Source organism: Amycolatopsis sp. NBC_01307 (genome assembly GCF_035975215.1).
GTDB lineage: Bacteria > Actinomycetota > Actinomycetes > Mycobacteriales > Pseudonocardiaceae > Amycolatopsis.
Window position 1 is genome coordinate 1,022,433 of the sequence record NZ_CP108403.1, and the last position, 14,940, is coordinate 1,037,372.

The following is a 14,940-nucleotide window of genomic DNA, read 5'->3' on the forward strand; positions in this document are numbered from 1 at the left end:
GATCTCGCACCCCTAGGGTCTCCGGTAGGGGTTAATGACCTGGGGGTCCTCCATTTAGGCTTGACGCGAATTCCAGAGTACTGGGGAGTTGTGATGAACGATTTCACCGAATGGCGAATCCTGAAGAACGGCGCGAAGAACGACTTCGTGCTGGCGGTCGACTTCTATTCCCCCGGCCGCTCCGAAGCGACGTTCTCCGACCTGGCGCCCGCCTTGAGCGTGCCCAGCACGGTCTGGGAGACGATGCAGCCGGAGCCGGGCACCGAGGACGACATGACCGGCGAGGACTACCTGACCCGGTGGCTCGACGCGCTGCCCGACGGCGAGATCCGCGGCGTGCTCGGGTTCTGCGTCGGCGGCGTCTACGCCTCGGCGCTGGCCCGCCGGATCGGCGAACGCCGGGGCACGCAGCCCGCGGTCGTCATGTTCGACCCGGAACCGGTCAGCGCGATCGTGCTGTACTGGCAGTTCCACAAGCTGCTGGACAAGCTCGTCGGCGTGCTGACCCCGCAGGAGATCGAGGAGTCGAAGACCGTCGGCTTCGCCGAGGCCGACGGCGCCGACGACCTCGTGGTGCTCGGCGACTCGCTGATCAAGCTCTACCGCGAGGTCGGGCACGTCGGGCTCGGCCGGCTCGGCCTCAACGAGGCGCGCCGCAACGAGATGATGAGCTGGTTCGACGCCTACGTGCACTACCTCGTCGGCGCGACCCAGGTCGACACCGCCGTCGACCTGAGCACCTGCACGGTCATCAACTCCGACGCCCCGGCGGACGGCCGCCACCTGGCCGGCGCCGAGATTTCCTTCGACCTCGACCGCCACGACCTGCTTCGCCGCTCCGCGGTGGCCGAAGCCGTGTCGGGCCTGCTGAAGTAGGAGAACCCACGATGCGCACGTTCACCGGCAAGGGCCCGGGGCAGGACGTCGAGGTACCGGCGAGAGCCGGCGTCACGTCCAAGGAAGAGGCGCTGTGGCTGCTGGACCGGCTGGTCCCCGGCAGCGGCGTCAACACTATCGCGGTGCGGTTCGAGGTGCCGGTCGCGCTGGACCCGGTGGTGCTCGCGGAAGCGGCGCGGCTGGTCCAGCGGCGGCACCACGGGCTGCGCCGGGTCTTCCACGACGAGGGCACCCGCCTCACCGCCGAGGTGCTGCCCGCGTCCGCGGTCGCCCTCGACGTGTCCACTGTGGACACGAGCCGGGAGCTGGTGGACGCGCGGGTCGCCGGGTTCGCGGCGGCGCCGCTCGAGATCGGCGGGACGCCGCCGATCCGGCTGGCGCACTTCCGCTGCCCGGACGGCGACGTGGTGGTCGTGTCCGCGCACCACCTCGTGTTCGACACCATTTCCGCCGCCGTCTTCTTCACCGAACTGGCGAAGGCCTACGAGGCGCTGGCCGTGGGCCGCTCGTGCCCGGCCGTGCTCGCGGCCGAGGTCCGCGCCACCCCCGACGTCGTGCCGACCGAGACCGGGATCGCCTACTGGCGCGATCACCTCACCGGGTTCGACGCCACCGCGCTCGGGCTCTCGGTCGGCACGCCCGAGGCGGCCGGGTCCGTCCTGGACGGGGACTTCGTCGAGCACCGGCTCTCCCGCGAGGCCCTCGCCGCGCTCGACCGGCTGCGGCGCGAGCTGCGGGCCCCCGACGCGGTCGTGCACATGGCCGCCTACTACCTGCTGCTGGCCCGGCACGGCGCCGGCCCGGACCTGGTCGTCGGCACGCCGGTCAACACCCGGCCGTCGCACGCCCAGGGCGCCATCGGCTACCACGTGAACGTGCTGCCGCTGCGGGTCGGCGTCGAGTTCGGCGCCGGTTTCGCCGACCTCGTCGCCCGCACCCGCTCGGTGTACTTCGACGCGCTGGCGCACGCCGACGTCCCGGTCGACCTGCTGCTCCCGGAGCTGCCGCGGGCGAGCTCCGACTGGCGCAGCACGATCTTCCGGCACCTGTTCAACTACCAGCCGGGCGGCGGCCTGCCCCGTTTCGGCATCGGCGGGGTGCACACCCGGCCGGTCAGCGTCGAGAACGGCACCAGCAAGTTCGACCTGGAACTGGTGGTGCAGGCGGACGCGGACGAAACCGTCCTCAAAGGACGGTACGCGACCGGTTCGCACTTCCGCGCCGACGTCGAGGCGCTGCTGCGCCGCTACGACGCGCTGCTCGTCGCCGCCGGCGCCGACGCGCAGCGGCCGGTGGGGCAGCTGCCGCTGTTCAGCCCCGCCGACCGGGCCGTGGTCGACGCGGCCAACAAGACCCGGCGGCCGACTCGGGCGCGCACGGTCCTCGAGGCGGTCGCCGACCACGTCGCCACCCAGCCGGCCGCGGTCGCCGTGCGGGACGGCGAGCGCGCGGTGACCTACCGCGAGCTGTGGCTCACCGCGCAGGCCACCGCCGACCGGCTGCGCGGCCAGGGCGCCGGCCCCGGCGACATCGTCGGGCTGGCCGGGCGGCGCGGCCCCGAACTCGTCGCGGCGGTGTTCGGCTGCTGGCTGATCGGCGCGGCCTACCTGCCGATCGACCCCGACCACCCGGCGCACCGCGTCGAGCACCAGCTCGCCGACTCCGGCGCCCGGGTGCTGCTGGTCGGCGACGGCGTCTCCCTTGACGCCGACGGCCGGACCGTGCTGCCGCTGCCGGCCATCACCGCCGACGGGCCGGCCGTCCCGGACACCCTCGTCGTGGAAGGCGACGAGGCGGACGACGCGTGCGCGTACCTGATCTACACCTCGGGGTCCACCGGCAAGCCCAAGGGCACGGTGCTCGCGCACCGCAACCTCGCGAACCTGGTCACGCACTTCCGCGGTGAGACCGGGCTGGGCCCGGGCGACGGCGGGCTGTGGATGACGACGTTCGCGTTCGACATGTCGGTGATGGACCTGTTCCTCCCGCTGTACGCCGGCGCCACGCTGGTCGTCGCGCCGGACGAGGCCCGCACCGACGGCCGGGCCCTGCGCGCGGTGCTGGCCGAGCACCGCGTCGACTTCCTGCAGGCGACGCCGACGACGTGGCGGCTCGTCCTGGACGACGTCGCCGACCTCCTGGCCGGGGTCAAGGTGGTCTGCGGCGGCGAGCCGATGCCGCCCGCGCTGTTGCGGCGGCTCGTCGCCACCGGGTGCGAGCTGCGCAACCTCTACGGCCCGACCGAGACGTGCGTCTGGTCCACCGCGGCCCGGCTGACCTCGCCGGACGACCCGATCGTCGTCGGCCGGCCGATCCGCAACACCACGGTGTTCATCGCCGACGACGCCGGGCGCGAGCTCCCGCCGGGCGTGCACGGCGAGCTGTGCATCGCCGGCGGCGGCGTCGCGATCGGCTACCACAACCGGCCCGAGCTGACCGCGGACAAGTTCCGCGAGCACCCGGTGCACGGGCGCTACTACCGCACGGGCGACCAGGGCCGCTGGCGCCACGACGGCACGTGCGAGCTGGTCGGCCGGGTGGACCGGCAGATCAAGCTGCGCGGCAACCGGATCGAGCTCGGCGAGGTCGAGGCGGTGCTGGCCGAGCACCCGGAGGTGGCCGGCGTCGCGGTCGTCCTGGTCGGCGAGCCGAGCGCGGGCGGCATCCTGGTGGCGTTCGTCGAGGGGCCATTCGTTGAGGGGTCCGATTCGCCGGGGCTGGCCGACCGGCTGTGGCAGCACGCCCGGGCGCAGCTGCCCCGGGCCGCCGTCCCGCACGAGTTCGTCACCATCGACCGGCTGCCCACCACGGTGACGGAGAAGATCGACTACCCGGCGCTGACCCGCCTGGCCGCCGACCGGCGCGCCGCGGCGGGGGAGGAGCCGGGCTCCCCGGCCGCCGACGGCGACCTGCTGGACACGCTGATCGGCCTGTGGGCCGGACTGCTGGGCCGCCAGGACGTCGCGGCCGACACGAACTTCTTCGTCGTCGGCGGGCACTCCCTGCTCGGCGTGCAGCTGGTGCAGCACGTCGAGGACCTGACCGGCGTCGGGTTGAAGCTCACGGACGTGTTTTCGATGCCGACCCCGGGTCAGCTCGCGGACCACGTCCGCGACCTGCTCCGGACGCCCTGACCACCCTCCCCCCTCGGACCCCGGCGCGCCCCTCCGCGCCGGGGTCCCTCCCTTTGCCCGGAGCTTCCGGCTGGGGCCATGGCTGCGAGGTGTCGATGGAGGATTTTGGGACGCTGGGTGGCCAGAAAGCTCCATCGACGAGCACTGAGGACTCTCACTCGGGCAGCGGGGCGAACGCGGGTGGGGCGGGCCGGAACCGCACCTCAGTGTCGCGGCTACCTTGTGGCTGGGAGTGCGCGTAGCCGGTTGAACCGGCTTGCGGTCTGCGGCACCAAGGCGCCCGATCCAGGCCTTCAGTTGCTTCCTGCACGCGCCGAGCTGCCGTAACGGCAGTTGTCGGAGAAAGCTCAGCCGGTCACCGGGAACGCGTGCAGGCCGCGGATGAACGGTGACGCGCGGCGCGTCACCTCGCCCGCCCGCTGCAGGTTCGGGAACCGCTCCAGCAGCACGCGGAACGCGACGTCGCCCTCGAGGCGGGCCAGGGGGGCGCCGAGGCAGTAGTGGATGCCGCTGGAGAACGAGATGTGGTCCGGGCCCGACGGGCGGTGCAGGTCGAAGACGTCCGGGCGGTCGAACGCCTCCGGGTCGCGGTTGCACGCGCCCGTCAGGATGGTCACCTGGCTGTCCACCGGGATCCGCTTGCCGCCCAGCTCGACCTCCTCGTGCGCGAACCGCGCCTGCATCAGCACCGAGGTGTCGTAGCGCAGCGCCTCCTCGACGGCCTTCGGCGCGAGGTCCGGGTCGGCGCGCAGCAGGTCCCACTGCCCGGGGTGCTCCAGCAGGGCGAGCGTGCCGTTGCCGATCAGGTTGACCGTGGTCTCGGTGCCCGCCAGCGACAGCATCCCGCACATCGCGACCAGCTCGGCCGCGGTCAGCTTGTCGCCGTCCACCGACTGCAGCAGCCGGCTGACCAGGTCCGGACCCGGCTCGGCGACGCGCAGCGCGAGCAGCTCGGTGAACAGCGCGGTCATGCCGTCGACGGCGTCCTGCAGGCGCTTGGCCTCGGCCAGGGAGACGACGCCGTCGAGCACCAGGCTCAGCCCGGCGGCGAGCTCGTCGAACTCCGCCTGCCGCGATTCCGGAATTCCGAACAGCGTCGCGATCACCGCGCACGGAACGCGTTTCGCGTATTTCTCCATCAAGTCGAACGGCTTGCTCGAATCGACGGCGTCGAGCAGTTCCCGGCACGCCCGTTCGATATCCGGGCGCAGCGCCCCGATGGTCTTCGGGCTGAATGCCGGCATCGCGAGTTTGCGCAGCCGGGTGTGTTCCGGCGGGTCCATCGCCAGGAAGGAATTGTCGAACGTCGACGTGCCCTGCGGCCAGTAACCGCCGAGTGTCCGGCGGCCGAACCGGCGGTCGCGCAGCACGCTGTCGGCGATGTCGCGCCCGAGCACCGCGTAGATCCCGATCCGGCTCTTCTGCACCGGCCCGCGGGCCCGCATCTGCGCGTACACCGGGTACGGGTCCTCCGGGCCGAGCATCAGCGCGGCGATCCGGTCGCCCAGGGCGCCCAGCGAGGTGAGCCCGGCCCGCGCGGTGCGCAGCTGGGCCTCCAGTTCGCTGTCGGTCGATGTCGTCATCGGCTCTTCCCTCGGCTCGGAATTGCTTTTCGCTGCCCGGGGTGGTTAGTCTGATTCGGCCGGTTTGGTCGACTCGGCAGTCGGCTGCCACCGTAATTGCGCGACACGCCGATTCGTAACCCCTATGCCCACCCTTATCGCGGGACGCGAACTGTTCAGTTGTGCCGCGTTCTCTTTTCCCCGGCAGGCCGCTACGCTGTGCCCGGTAAAGCGCGGCCGGCGGGCCGCCCGAACCATGGGGATGATCCACGTGCCTACGATCGACGAAAGTGCACCCGCGCTCCGGCTCTCCGGGTTGCGCAAGAGATTCGGCCGGAAGGTCGCGGTGGACGGGGTCGACCTCGCCGTGCCGAAGGGTTCGTTCTACGGCCTGGTCGGGCCCAACGGGGCGGGCAAGACGACGTCGCTCTCGATGGCCGTGGGCCTGCTCCGCCCCGACGCCGGCGCGTCGCACATCTTCGGCGTCGACGTCTGGGCCGACCCGGTGCACGCCAAGGCCCTCGTCGGCGTGCTCCCCGACGGCATGTCCCTGCCCGAGCGCCTGACCGGCCGCGAACTGCTGACGTACCAGGGGCTGCTGCGCGGCCTGCCCGAGGCGCAGATCGACGAACGCGCGGGTGAGCTGCTGGAGGTCCTCGAGCTGACCGAGGCCAACCGCACCCTGGTGATCGACTACTCCACCGGTATGCGGAAGAAGATCGGCCTCGCGACGGCGTTGCTGCACGCGCCCAAGCTGCTGGTGCTGGACGAGCCGTTCGAAGCGGTCGACCCGGTCTCCGCGGCCACCATCCGCACGATCCTGCAGCGCTTCGTCGCCTCCGGCGGCTCGGTCGTGTTCTCCAGCCACGTGATGGCCCTGGTCGAGCAGCTCTGCGACCACGTCGCGGTGATCGCCCGCGGCCAGGTCGCCGCGGCCGGCCCGGTGGACGAGGTCCGCGCCGGGCGCGGCCTCGAAGACGTCTTCGTCGAGCTCGTCGGCGCCCGCACCGGGGGGATGGAGGGGCTGGCGTGGTTGGCGTCCTGATCCGGATGAAGCTGGCGGTGCTGCGCCGCTCGATGAGCGGGCAGCGCGCGGCCAGCATGCTCGCGGGCGGGTCGATCGGCCTTGTCCTCGCGATCGGCACGCTCGTGGTCGGGTTCTCGCACTTCGGCTCACCCGAAACCGCGGTCGCGGTGCTGTCGCTGCTGCTGATGGTGTGGACGCTGGGCTGGCTGTTCGGCCCGATGCTCACCGGCGGCGACGCGGTGCTGCGGCTGGAGTACTTCACCTTGCTGCCGATCCGCCCGCGCACGCTGGCCATCGGCATGGTCGGCGCCGGGTTCGTCGGCATCACGCCGGTGGTCGCGCTGGTCGCGTTCGCCGTGCTGCTCGTCTACGGCGCCCACCTCGGCCTGGCCGCCGCGCTCGTCGCGATCCCGGCCGTGCTGCTGCAGCTGTGGTTCGTCGTCGTGCTGTCGAAGGTCGGCATGCAGGCACTGGGCCGGCTCGTCCGGTCGCGGTTCGGCTGGGAGCTGTCGTCGCTGGTCGTCGGGTTCGTGCTGGGCCTGCAGAACACCGGCTGGATGGACATCGGCCTGGCGATCCGCACGTTCAGCGGCGGCTGGGCCGACGGCGGCGGCATCGTCCTGCGGATCCTCCCGTCGAGCTGGGCGGTCGTCGCGGTGGACGCGGCGGGCAAGGGCAACTGGGGCGTCGTCGCGCTCTCGCTCGGCGGCCTCGCCGTCCTGGGCGCGGTGCTGTTCTTCGTGTTCTCGGCGCTGCTTTCGCGCCAGCTCGTCCGGGGCCTCTCCGACGGCGGCACGACGCAGACCGGCGGCGACAGCCTGGCCACCAAGCGGATCCTGCCCGGCGGGCCGTTCGGCGGGGTGCTGGGCAAGGAGCTGCGGCTGTGGGTCCGCGACCTGCGCCGCGCCCGGTTCCTGAGCATCGCGCTGTGGGCGGGCCTGTTCAGCGGGCTGTTCCCGCTGCTCGACGGCAACACCGTGCTGCTGCCCTTCGCGGGTGTGATCACCGCGCTGTTCGCCGGCGCGCTGTCGGCGAACGTCTACGGCCTCGACGCGGGCGCGTTGTGGCTGACGCTGGTCGCCCCGGCGGCCGAACGCGTCGACGTCCGCGCCCGGCAGGTCGCGTGGCTGCTGCTGGTCGCGGTCCCGGTGCTCGTGCTGACCGCGCTGCTGACGCTGGTCAGCGGGCAGGGCTGGGCGTGGCCGTGGGTGCTGGCCGTGCTGCCGGCGATGCTCGGCGGGGCGGCGGGCCTGGTGCCGCTGGTCTCGCTGGTCGGCGTCGCGCCGTTCCAGGACCGCCCCGGCGGCAACCCGATGGACGGCTTCACCGACGAAAGCGGCGACCAGGTCCGGCTGAAGATCTTCGGCATGCTGTTCGGCCAGATCCTGCTGGCCGTGCCGGCCGCGGTCGTCGTGCTGATCGGGTTCCGCACCGGCAGCTCGCTGCTGGGCTGGGCGGGCGTCGCGGCCGGGCTGCTCACCGGCGCGTTCTACTACTGGCTGTTCGGCCGGCTCGCCTACCGCCGCCTGGAGAAGGCGGGCCCGGAGATCCTCGACCTGATGCGCAAGGGCGTCCGGACCGAGGTCAAGGCCTCCGCCGACGAGCCGGCGGAGGGCGAGGAAGAGGAGCCGGCGAAGAAGGACGACCTCAGCGGTCCGCAGAACGGCGCGGTCGCGCTGTTCGTCCTGCTCGGCGTCCTGCTGGTGATCCCGCAGGGATTCGTGTCGCTGGGCCTGAGCCTGTTCGGCGCGACCCTGCCGGGCTGGTTCCTCGTCGCCCACGTCGCGCCCGGGCTGCGGGTGCTGGTGGCCATCGGCTCGATCGTGCTCGGCGCGTGCTCCTTCGGCATGGTCGTGCTGATGCACCGCGTCGCCAAGCGCAAGGCCGAAGCCTTGGCGGCGGAGGAAACTGAAGTGCCGGAAGAGGAAAAGGAGAACGGCCGCGAGCACGCGGCGGCCCGCTGACCGCAGTGCGAAAGGCCCGGCTCACCGAGTGAGCCGGGCCTTTTCGCGGGTGCGGGGCGTTCAGCGGGGGTGGCGGAAGCGGATGTTGCCCGCGGTCACCTTGCAGTGCGCGCGCAGCACCGGCAGGCCGGGCTCGGGCGGCGCGGTGACCTTGTTCGTGATGTCGCCGGCGCCGGTCGCCATGGCCTCGAACAGCAGGGTCCAGCCGCGCGGGACGATGACGAGGATGGTGCCCCAGCCGCAGTCCAGGTTGAGCGTGACCTCGCGATGGGGGCACGTCGCTTCGCTGAAGTCGATCCGGACGTCGCCGGAGGAGCACTTGGCGTCGATGCGGCTCGGCACGTCCCACGGGCCGGTGCGCTTGACGTCGCCCATGCCCGCCTTCAGCACCAGCGGCGGCGTCTCGATCGCGGCGAGCGGTGCTTCGTGGGCGGCGGGCAGGTCGGCGAGCAGCGGAGCCAGGTCGCCGCGGGTGCGCGCGGCCGCCGCCGCGGCCGAGCGCTGGGCGAACTCCTCGAGTTCCAGCATGCCTTGGCCGAGCGCGTCCTGCAGCAGCCGCGCGGCGCGTTCTCTGTCCAGATTGGACACACGGAGGGTGTCTTGGTCGCTCATGTTTCCACGCTAACCAGCGGGAAAGCCGGGCGGCACCCCTACTTCCCGGGGACGGCTCATCCAGGAGCCGGGCGGGGTGTAACCCGCGGCGCGCAGCCACGGCGCGGCGGTGGGCGGCCGGTCCCGCTTCGGGCTTCTCGCACTGCCCAGCGCGCCGAGGACGGCGAGTATCACGGCCAGGTCGTCGTCCGGGCCGCTCATACCGGCGGGTTCCCGTGCTTGCGCGCGGGCGGCGCGGCGTACTTCGTCCGCAGCACGGCGAGCGCCTCGATGACGACCGGCCGGGTCCGGGCCGGGTCGATCACGTCGTCCACCAGGCCGCGCTCGGCGGCGTGGTAGGGGTGCGCCAGCTCGGTCCGGTACTCCTGGATCCGCCGGCGGCGCGCTTCTTCCGGGTCGTCGGCCGCGGCGATCTCGCGCCGGAACACGACGTCGACGGCGTCCTCGGCGCCCATCACCGCGATTTCGTTGGTGGGCCAGGCGAAAGACAGGTCGCAGCCGATCGAGCGGGAGTCCATCACGAGGTACGCGCTGCCGTAGGCCTTGCGCAGGACGACCTGCACGCGCGGCACGGTCGCGTTGCAGTAGGCGTAAAGCAGCTTCGCGCTGTGCCGGACGATGCCGCCGTGTTCCTGGTCGCTGCCGGGGCGGAACCCCGGGACGTCGACGAGCGTGACGAGCGGGATGCTGAAGGCGTCGCAAGTCTGGACGAACCGCGCCGCCTTCTCCGACGCGGGGATGTCCAGCACCCCGCCGCCGGCCGACGGCTGGTTCGCCACGATCCCGACGACCTCGCCGCCGAGCCGCGCGAGCCCGCACAGGACGTTCGGCGCCCAGCTCGCGTGCACCTCGAAGAAGTGGCCGTAGTCGGCGATCTCCGCGATGACCTCGCGCATGTCGTAGCCGCGGTCCGCGTCGACCGGCACCAGCTCCAGCAGCGCCGGGTTCGGCCGGTCCACCGGCTCGCCGGGCGGCAGCGACGGCGGCAGCTCGCGGTTGTTCGCCGGCAGCATCGAGATCAGGTGCCGGACCTCTTCGAGGCACTCTTCTTCGGTGTCGTAGACGAAGCCGGCCGCGCCGGACACCCCGGCGTGCACGTCCGCGCCGCCGAGCTGCTCGTGGGTGATGTCCTCGCCGGTGACCGAGCGGACGACGTCCGGCCCGGCGAGGTACATGTGCGCGATGTCGCGGACCATGAACACGAAGTCGGTCAGCGCGGGGGAGTGGGCCGCGCCGCCGGCGCACGGGCCGAGCAGCACACTGATCTGCGGGATCACCCCGGACGCCTTGACGGTGCGCCGGAAGATCCCGCCGTACCCGGCGAGTGCGCTGACGCCCTCCTGGATCCGCGCGCCCGCACCGTCCGAAAGGGACACCAGCGGCGCGCCGGCGGACTCGGCGAGGTCCATCAGCTTGTGGATCTTCGCCGCGTGCGCCTCGCCGAGCGAGCCGCCGAAGATCCGGAAGTCGTGCGCGTAGACGAAAACGCGCCGGCCGAAGACCTGGCCCCAGCCGGTGACCACGCCGTCGGAGCAGGGGCGCCGGTCCTCGAGGCCGAACCCGGTGGCGCGGTGCCGCCGCAGCTGGTCGATCTCGTGGAACGTGCCCTCGTCGAAGAGCAGGTCGATCCGTTCCCGGACGGTGAGCTTGCCCTTGGCGTGCTGCCGCTCGGTCGCGCGCCGGGACGGTGACACGGCGTGCGCCCGCAGCTCGGCCAGTTCGGCGACCTTGGCCTCGATGTCGAGAGACGGCAGGTCGCCGACGACGAGATCTTCGGTGGCGGTCATGACTCACCCCAACGTGTTTCTTTCGGCGGTTCCCCTCGCGGCCGGATGCCGGTAAGTCATTGAAACCGGCCGGCACCGTCCGGACCAGCACGTCGGCCCCCCTGTCTGCCACCCCCGGCCCCCCAGCACCCCCTCATCCGGAACCTAGGGGTCGACCCGCGTGCGGGTGTTTGACAGATTCGGCGGGGTAAGCGCGCGACAGCACAGCCGACACGCGGAAGGCCCGGCCATGACCCTCTCCCTGGACAGCCAGCTCTGGATCCGGCGGTTCCACCCGGCCCCGGCCGCCACGGCCCGGCTGGTCTGCTTCCCGCACGCCGGTGGTTCCGCGAGCTACTTCCACCCCGTGTCGGCGGCGCTTTCGCCGGCGGTGGAGGTCCTCGCCGTCCAGTACCCGGGCCGTCAGGACCGCCGCACCGATCCGCTGGTGGACGACCTGTTCGTGCTCGCCGACCAGCTGGCGGAAATCCTCGCGGCCGAGCCGGGCCCGCTGGCGTTCTTCGGCCACAGCATGGGCGCCAGCCTCGCGTTCGAGGTCGCGCGCCGGCTGGAACCGCGCGGCACCGAGCTGCTGGGCCTGTTCGTCTCCGGCCGCCGGGCGCCCTCGGCGTTCCGCGACGAGCGCTACCACCGCGAGAGCGACGACGGCCTGCTCGCCGAGGTCAAGCGCCTGAGCGGCACGGACGCGAAGGTCCTGGAGGACGACGAGATCATCCGCATGGTCCTGCCGGCGCTGCGCAACGACTACAAGGCCGCCGAGACCTACCGCTACCGTCCCGGCCCCGACGTCAGCTGCCCGGTGCTGGCCCTGATCGGCGACCACGACCCCAAGGTGACCGCCGACGAGGCCCGGCAGTGGGCCACGCACACGTCCGGCGCGTTCGAGCTGCGCACCTACCCGGGCGCCCACTTCTACCTGAACGAACACCACGCGGCCGTCAACAGCCTGATCGCCGCCCGGCTCTCCGCGGCTGCTTCGTCGCGCGGCTAGCGGCCGACGCCGCTCCCGAGCAGGCTGATCAGGCCGGGCACCGCAAACGCCACGGTTCCCGCGGCGGGCGCCCGCCGGCCTTCGACTCGGTCGGCTACTGCGGTCGCAACGTGGTCGAACGCCGCTTCACCCTGCCCAAGCAGTGACGCGGGCCGGACAAGCCGGCCATCGTCCACCGAGCAACGGTCGTCCGAACGCCGTGATCACCTGGACCCAAGGCATGGTCGGACATGTCCTGGCGGCCGGCGCACGGGGTGCGCCGGCCGCGGGACCTCACAAGCTGCAGGGCGCGAGCGCGTCGAGGCCTTGGGGCTTGTCCGCGTTGCGGCCGATCGCGGTGGCGATCCGGTTGATCGTGGCGACGCGCTTGTCCTCGAGCGGGCCGAGGATGGCGTTCTGGACGAAGTTCGCGCCGCCCTCGCCCGCGCTGGTGACCAGGCGGTTGTTCGCTTCGGCGAGCTGCGTGTCGAGCAGGGCGAGGTTGCGCTGGACCTCGGCCTGGGCTTGCGCGGGGATCGCCGGCAGCCGGCTCTCGACGTCCGGGCAGGTGATCTGGCCGCCCTGGGCGGGTTCCGCGGCGCTCGGTTCCGTGGACGCCGGTGCGGCCGCGGACGTGGTGGCGGCCGGCTGCCCGCCGAGAGTGCAGGCCGCGAGCGCGTCGAGGCCCTGGGGTTTCTCGGCGACGCGGCCGATCGCGATCGCGATGCGGTCGATGGTGCTGGCCCGTTTGTCCTTCAGCGGGCCGAGGATGGCGTTCTGGACGAAGTTCGCGCCGCCCTGGCCGGCGCTGGTGACCAGGCGGTTGTCGGCCTCGGCGATCTGGGTGTCGAGCAGGGCGAGGTTGCGCTGGACCTCGGCCTGAGCTTGGGCGGGGATCGCGGGCAGCTGCCCGGCGACGTCGGGGCAGGTGATCTGCTCGGCGCTCGCCGCGCTGGCCTGGCCGGTCTGGCCGGTCGTCGTCGCGATCACCAGGGCGCCGGCGGCGAGCGCGAGGCCCAGGGCCGCCGTGGCGAGTTTCGTCCGCCGGGAAATGCGGTGTCTTCCACCGGTATCAGGCATGAATGGCTCCCATGTTCCGTACTCGTTAGCGTGAACATATGCGCGGCCAGGCGCTATCTTGACGTCTCGACCAGGGGATTGTCCAGCCTGATCGGCCGGAAAAAGATAATCTGAACCAGGTTGAACCGGCGTCCGTATTCTCCGGTGAAGCACCCGGTCTGCGTATTCCGGAAAACGTCGGAAGCCGGCCGGGTCTTGACGGGGACGGGCACTGCCTCCTAGCGTCGCCATACCGACCGGTCGGTGTCCAAGGGAGGTCACTGGATGAGCTGGTACGACGAGAAACCGTGGCTGGCGAGCTACGGCGAACGGCCCCTGGAACCGGTCGTGGCGACCACGCTGCCCGAGACCTTCCGCCGGGCCGCGGACCACGTGCCCGACCGGGACGCCGTCGTCTACTTCGACGGCCGGCTCACCTACCGGCAGCTCGACGAGCTCTCCGACGGCGTCGCCCGCTACCTCACGCAGAACGGCTTCGAGCGCGGTGACCGGCTCGCCCTGGTGCTGCAGAACATCCCGCAGTTCGTCATCGCGCTGCTCGGCGCGTGGAAGGCCGGCGGGATCGTCGTGCCGGTCAACCCGATGTACCGCGAGCGCGAGCTGACCCACGTGCTCACCGACGCCGGCGTCAAGGCGATCGTCTGCTCGCAGCGCGGCTGGAACGCCTACATCGGCGAGACGGCCAAGGAACTGCCCATCGCGCTCACCACCAGCGAACTGGAGTTCCAGACCCGCGACGACGAGCGCGTGCTGGGCAAGGTCGTCCGCGAGGCGACCCCGGGCGCCGTCGAACTCCTCGAAGCCGCCGGGACGCCCGGGCCGAAGCCGCCGGAGCCCGCGTTCGCGCTCGACGACGTCGCCCTCATCAGCTACACCTCCGGCACCAGCGGTACACCGAAGGGCGCCACCAACACCCACGGCAACCTCGGCACGAACGCCGCCGCGCTCGGCTCCTTCAGCGGCCTGCCCGCCGGCACGACGCTGTTCGGGCTCGCGCCGCTGTTCCACATCACCGGCATGGTGTGCGAAGTCGGCTCCGCGATCGACATCGAGGGCACGCTCTCGCTTGCCTACCGCTTCGAAGCCGGCGTCGTGCTCGACGCCTTCCTCGAGCACGAGCCGTCGTACACGGTCGGGCCGTCGACGGCCTACATGGCGCTCATGGCCCACCCGTCCTTCAGCCGCGAGCACTTCGCGTCGTTCGCGCTGCTCTACTCCGGTGGCGCCGCGCTGCCGCCCGCCGTCGTCGAGGCGTTCCGCGCGAAGACCGGGCACTACATCCACAACGGCTACGGCCTGACCGAGACGACCGCCGGCTGTGTCGTCGTCCCTGGTGACCTCGAAGCGCCGATCGACCCGGCGTCCGGCACCATCTCGATCGGCCTGCCGGTGCCCGACACGATCGTCCGCATCCTCGGCGAGAGCGGCGAAGAGCTGCCGTTCGGGCAGGCCGGCGAGATCGCCGTCGAAGGCCCGATGGTCGTGTCCGGCTACTGGAACCGCCGGGACGCCACGGCCGAGTCGATTCCCGGCGGGCGGCTGCTCACCGGCGACATCGGGTTCATGGACGAACGCGGCTGGGTCTACGTCGTGGACCGCAAGAAGGACATGATCAACGCGTCCGGTTTCAAGGTCTGGCCGCGCGAGGTCGAAGACGTCCTCTACACGCACCCGGCGGTCCGCGAGGCCGCCGTCGTCGGCATCGCCGACGACTACCGCGGCGAGACGGTCAAGGCGTACATCAGCCCGGCACCCGGCGTGACCGCCGATCCGGCGGAGCTGGTGGCCTGGTGCAAGGAACGGCTGGCGGCCTACAAGTACCCGCGCACCATCGTGGTGCTCGACGAGCTGCCGAAGACCACCAGCGGCAAGATCCTGCGCCGCGAACTGCGGGCGAGGGGGTAGCG

The 14,940-nt window shown here is 72.0% G+C and carries 11 protein-coding genes; 6 read left to right on the forward strand and 5 right to left on the reverse strand.

Going from position 1 to position 14,940, the window contains the following annotated elements; genetic code table 11:
- Positions 1 to 93: 93 nt before the first annotated feature.
- Positions 94 to 876, forward strand: coding sequence for a hypothetical protein (locus OG439_RS04200; protein ID WP_326947995.1), 783 nt, complete (start codon positions 94 to 96; stop codon positions 874 to 876).
- A gap of 11 nt (positions 877 to 887) precedes the next feature.
- Complete coding sequence (locus tag OG439_RS04205; RefSeq protein WP_326947996.1) at positions 888 to 4,031, forward strand: non-ribosomal peptide synthetase; 3,144 nt, start codon at positions 888 to 890, stop codon at positions 4,029 to 4,031.
- 347 nt (positions 4,032 to 4,378) lie between these two features.
- Here the strand turns inward: OG439_RS04205 and OG439_RS04210 are convergent, their stop codons facing one another.
- Positions 4,379 to 5,614, reverse strand: a complete 1,236-nt coding sequence (locus OG439_RS04210; RefSeq protein WP_326947997.1) for a cytochrome P450 — start codon at positions 5,612 to 5,614, stop codon at positions 4,379 to 4,381.
- Positions 5,615 to 5,864: 250 nt separating this feature from the next.
- Between OG439_RS04210 and OG439_RS04215 the strand changes: the two genes are divergently transcribed.
- Together OG439_RS04215 and OG439_RS04220 are read left to right on the forward strand one after the other, a co-directional pair.
- Entirely contained in the window at positions 5,865 to 6,638 is a 774-nt protein-coding gene (locus OG439_RS04215; protein WP_247049358.1) for an ABC transporter ATP-binding protein, read from the forward strand.
- Positions 6,623 to 8,584 carry a hypothetical protein gene (locus OG439_RS04220; protein ID WP_326947998.1) on the forward strand — a complete coding sequence of 654 codons (1,962 nt, stop codon included), beginning with the start codon at positions 6,623 to 6,625 and terminating at the stop codon, positions 8,582 to 8,584. Before OG439_RS04215 ends, OG439_RS04220 begins: the two co-directional genes overlap by 16 nt.
- A gap of 60 nt (positions 8,585 to 8,644) precedes the next feature.
- Here the strand turns inward: OG439_RS04220 and OG439_RS04225 are convergent, their stop codons facing one another.
- From OG439_RS04225 to OG439_RS04235, 3 genes are read right to left on the reverse strand one after another with little or no spacing between them, the layout of a single operon-like run.
- Positions 8,645 to 9,196 (reverse strand): DUF1707 SHOCT-like domain-containing protein, encoded by a 552-nt coding sequence (locus OG439_RS04225; protein ID WP_326947999.1) that lies wholly within the window; start codon positions 9,194 to 9,196, stop codon positions 8,645 to 8,647.
- A 9-nt stretch (positions 9,197 to 9,205) separates the two neighbouring features.
- Positions 9,206 to 9,397 (reverse strand): hypothetical protein, encoded by a 192-nt coding sequence (locus OG439_RS04230; RefSeq protein WP_326948000.1) that lies wholly within the window; start codon positions 9,395 to 9,397, stop codon positions 9,206 to 9,208.
- Entirely contained in the window at positions 9,394 to 10,983 is a 1,590-nt protein-coding gene (locus OG439_RS04235) for an acyl-CoA carboxylase subunit beta (RefSeq protein WP_326948001.1), read from the reverse strand. Before OG439_RS04235 ends, OG439_RS04230 begins: the two co-directional genes overlap by 4 nt.
- Before the next feature lie 229 nt (positions 10,984 to 11,212).
- Between OG439_RS04235 and OG439_RS04240 the strand changes: the two genes are divergently transcribed.
- The gene (locus tag OG439_RS04240; protein WP_326948002.1) at positions 11,213 to 11,974 is read left to right on the forward strand and encodes a thioesterase II family protein; all 762 of its coding nucleotides are present in this window, start codon (positions 11,213 to 11,215) and stop codon (positions 11,972 to 11,974) included.
- A gap of 273 nt (positions 11,975 to 12,247) precedes the next feature.
- On the opposite strand, the gene OG439_RS04245 is transcribed toward OG439_RS04240, so the two are convergent.
- Positions 12,248 to 13,033, reverse strand: a complete 786-nt coding sequence (locus OG439_RS04245; RefSeq protein ID WP_326948003.1) for a hypothetical protein — start codon at positions 13,031 to 13,033, stop codon at positions 12,248 to 12,250.
- 264 nt (positions 13,034 to 13,297) lie between these two features.
- Here OG439_RS04245 and OG439_RS04250 point away from each other — a divergent pair, with 264 nt between their 5' ends.
- Complete coding sequence (locus OG439_RS04250) at positions 13,298 to 14,938, forward strand: AMP-binding protein (RefSeq protein WP_326948004.1); 1,641 nt, start codon at positions 13,298 to 13,300, stop codon at positions 14,936 to 14,938.
- Positions 14,939 to 14,940: the final 2 nt, after the last annotated feature.

Coding starts and splice junctions, on each gene's coding strand:
- OG439_RS04205 (WP_326947996.1), top strand. CDS start 888: ATGCGCACGTTCACCGGCAAGGGCCCGGGGCAGGACGTCGAGGTACCG.
- OG439_RS04240 (WP_326948002.1), top strand. CDS start 11,213: ATGACCCTCTCCCTGGACAGCCAGCTCTGGATCCGGCGGTTCCACCCG.
- OG439_RS04200 (WP_326947995.1), top strand. CDS start 94: ATGAACGATTTCACCGAATGGCGAATCCTGAAGAACGGCGCGAAGAAC.
- OG439_RS04245 (WP_326948003.1), bottom strand. CDS start 13,033: ATGCCTGATACCGGTGGAAGACACCGCATTTCCCGGCGGACGAAACTC.
- OG439_RS04230 (WP_326948000.1), bottom strand. CDS start 9,397: ATGAGCGGCCCGGACGACGACCTGGCCGTGATACTCGCCGTCCTCGGC.
- OG439_RS04250 (WP_326948004.1), top strand. CDS start 13,298: ATGAGCTGGTACGACGAGAAACCGTGGCTGGCGAGCTACGGCGAACGG.
- OG439_RS04225 (WP_326947999.1), bottom strand. CDS start 9,196: ATGAGCGACCAAGACACCCTCCGTGTGTCCAATCTGGACAGAGAACGC.
- OG439_RS04210 (WP_326947997.1), bottom strand. CDS start 5,614: ATGACGACATCGACCGACAGCGAACTGGAGGCCCAGCTGCGCACCGCG.
- OG439_RS04235 (WP_326948001.1), bottom strand. CDS start 10,983: ATGACCGCCACCGAAGATCTCGTCGTCGGCGACCTGCCGTCTCTCGAC.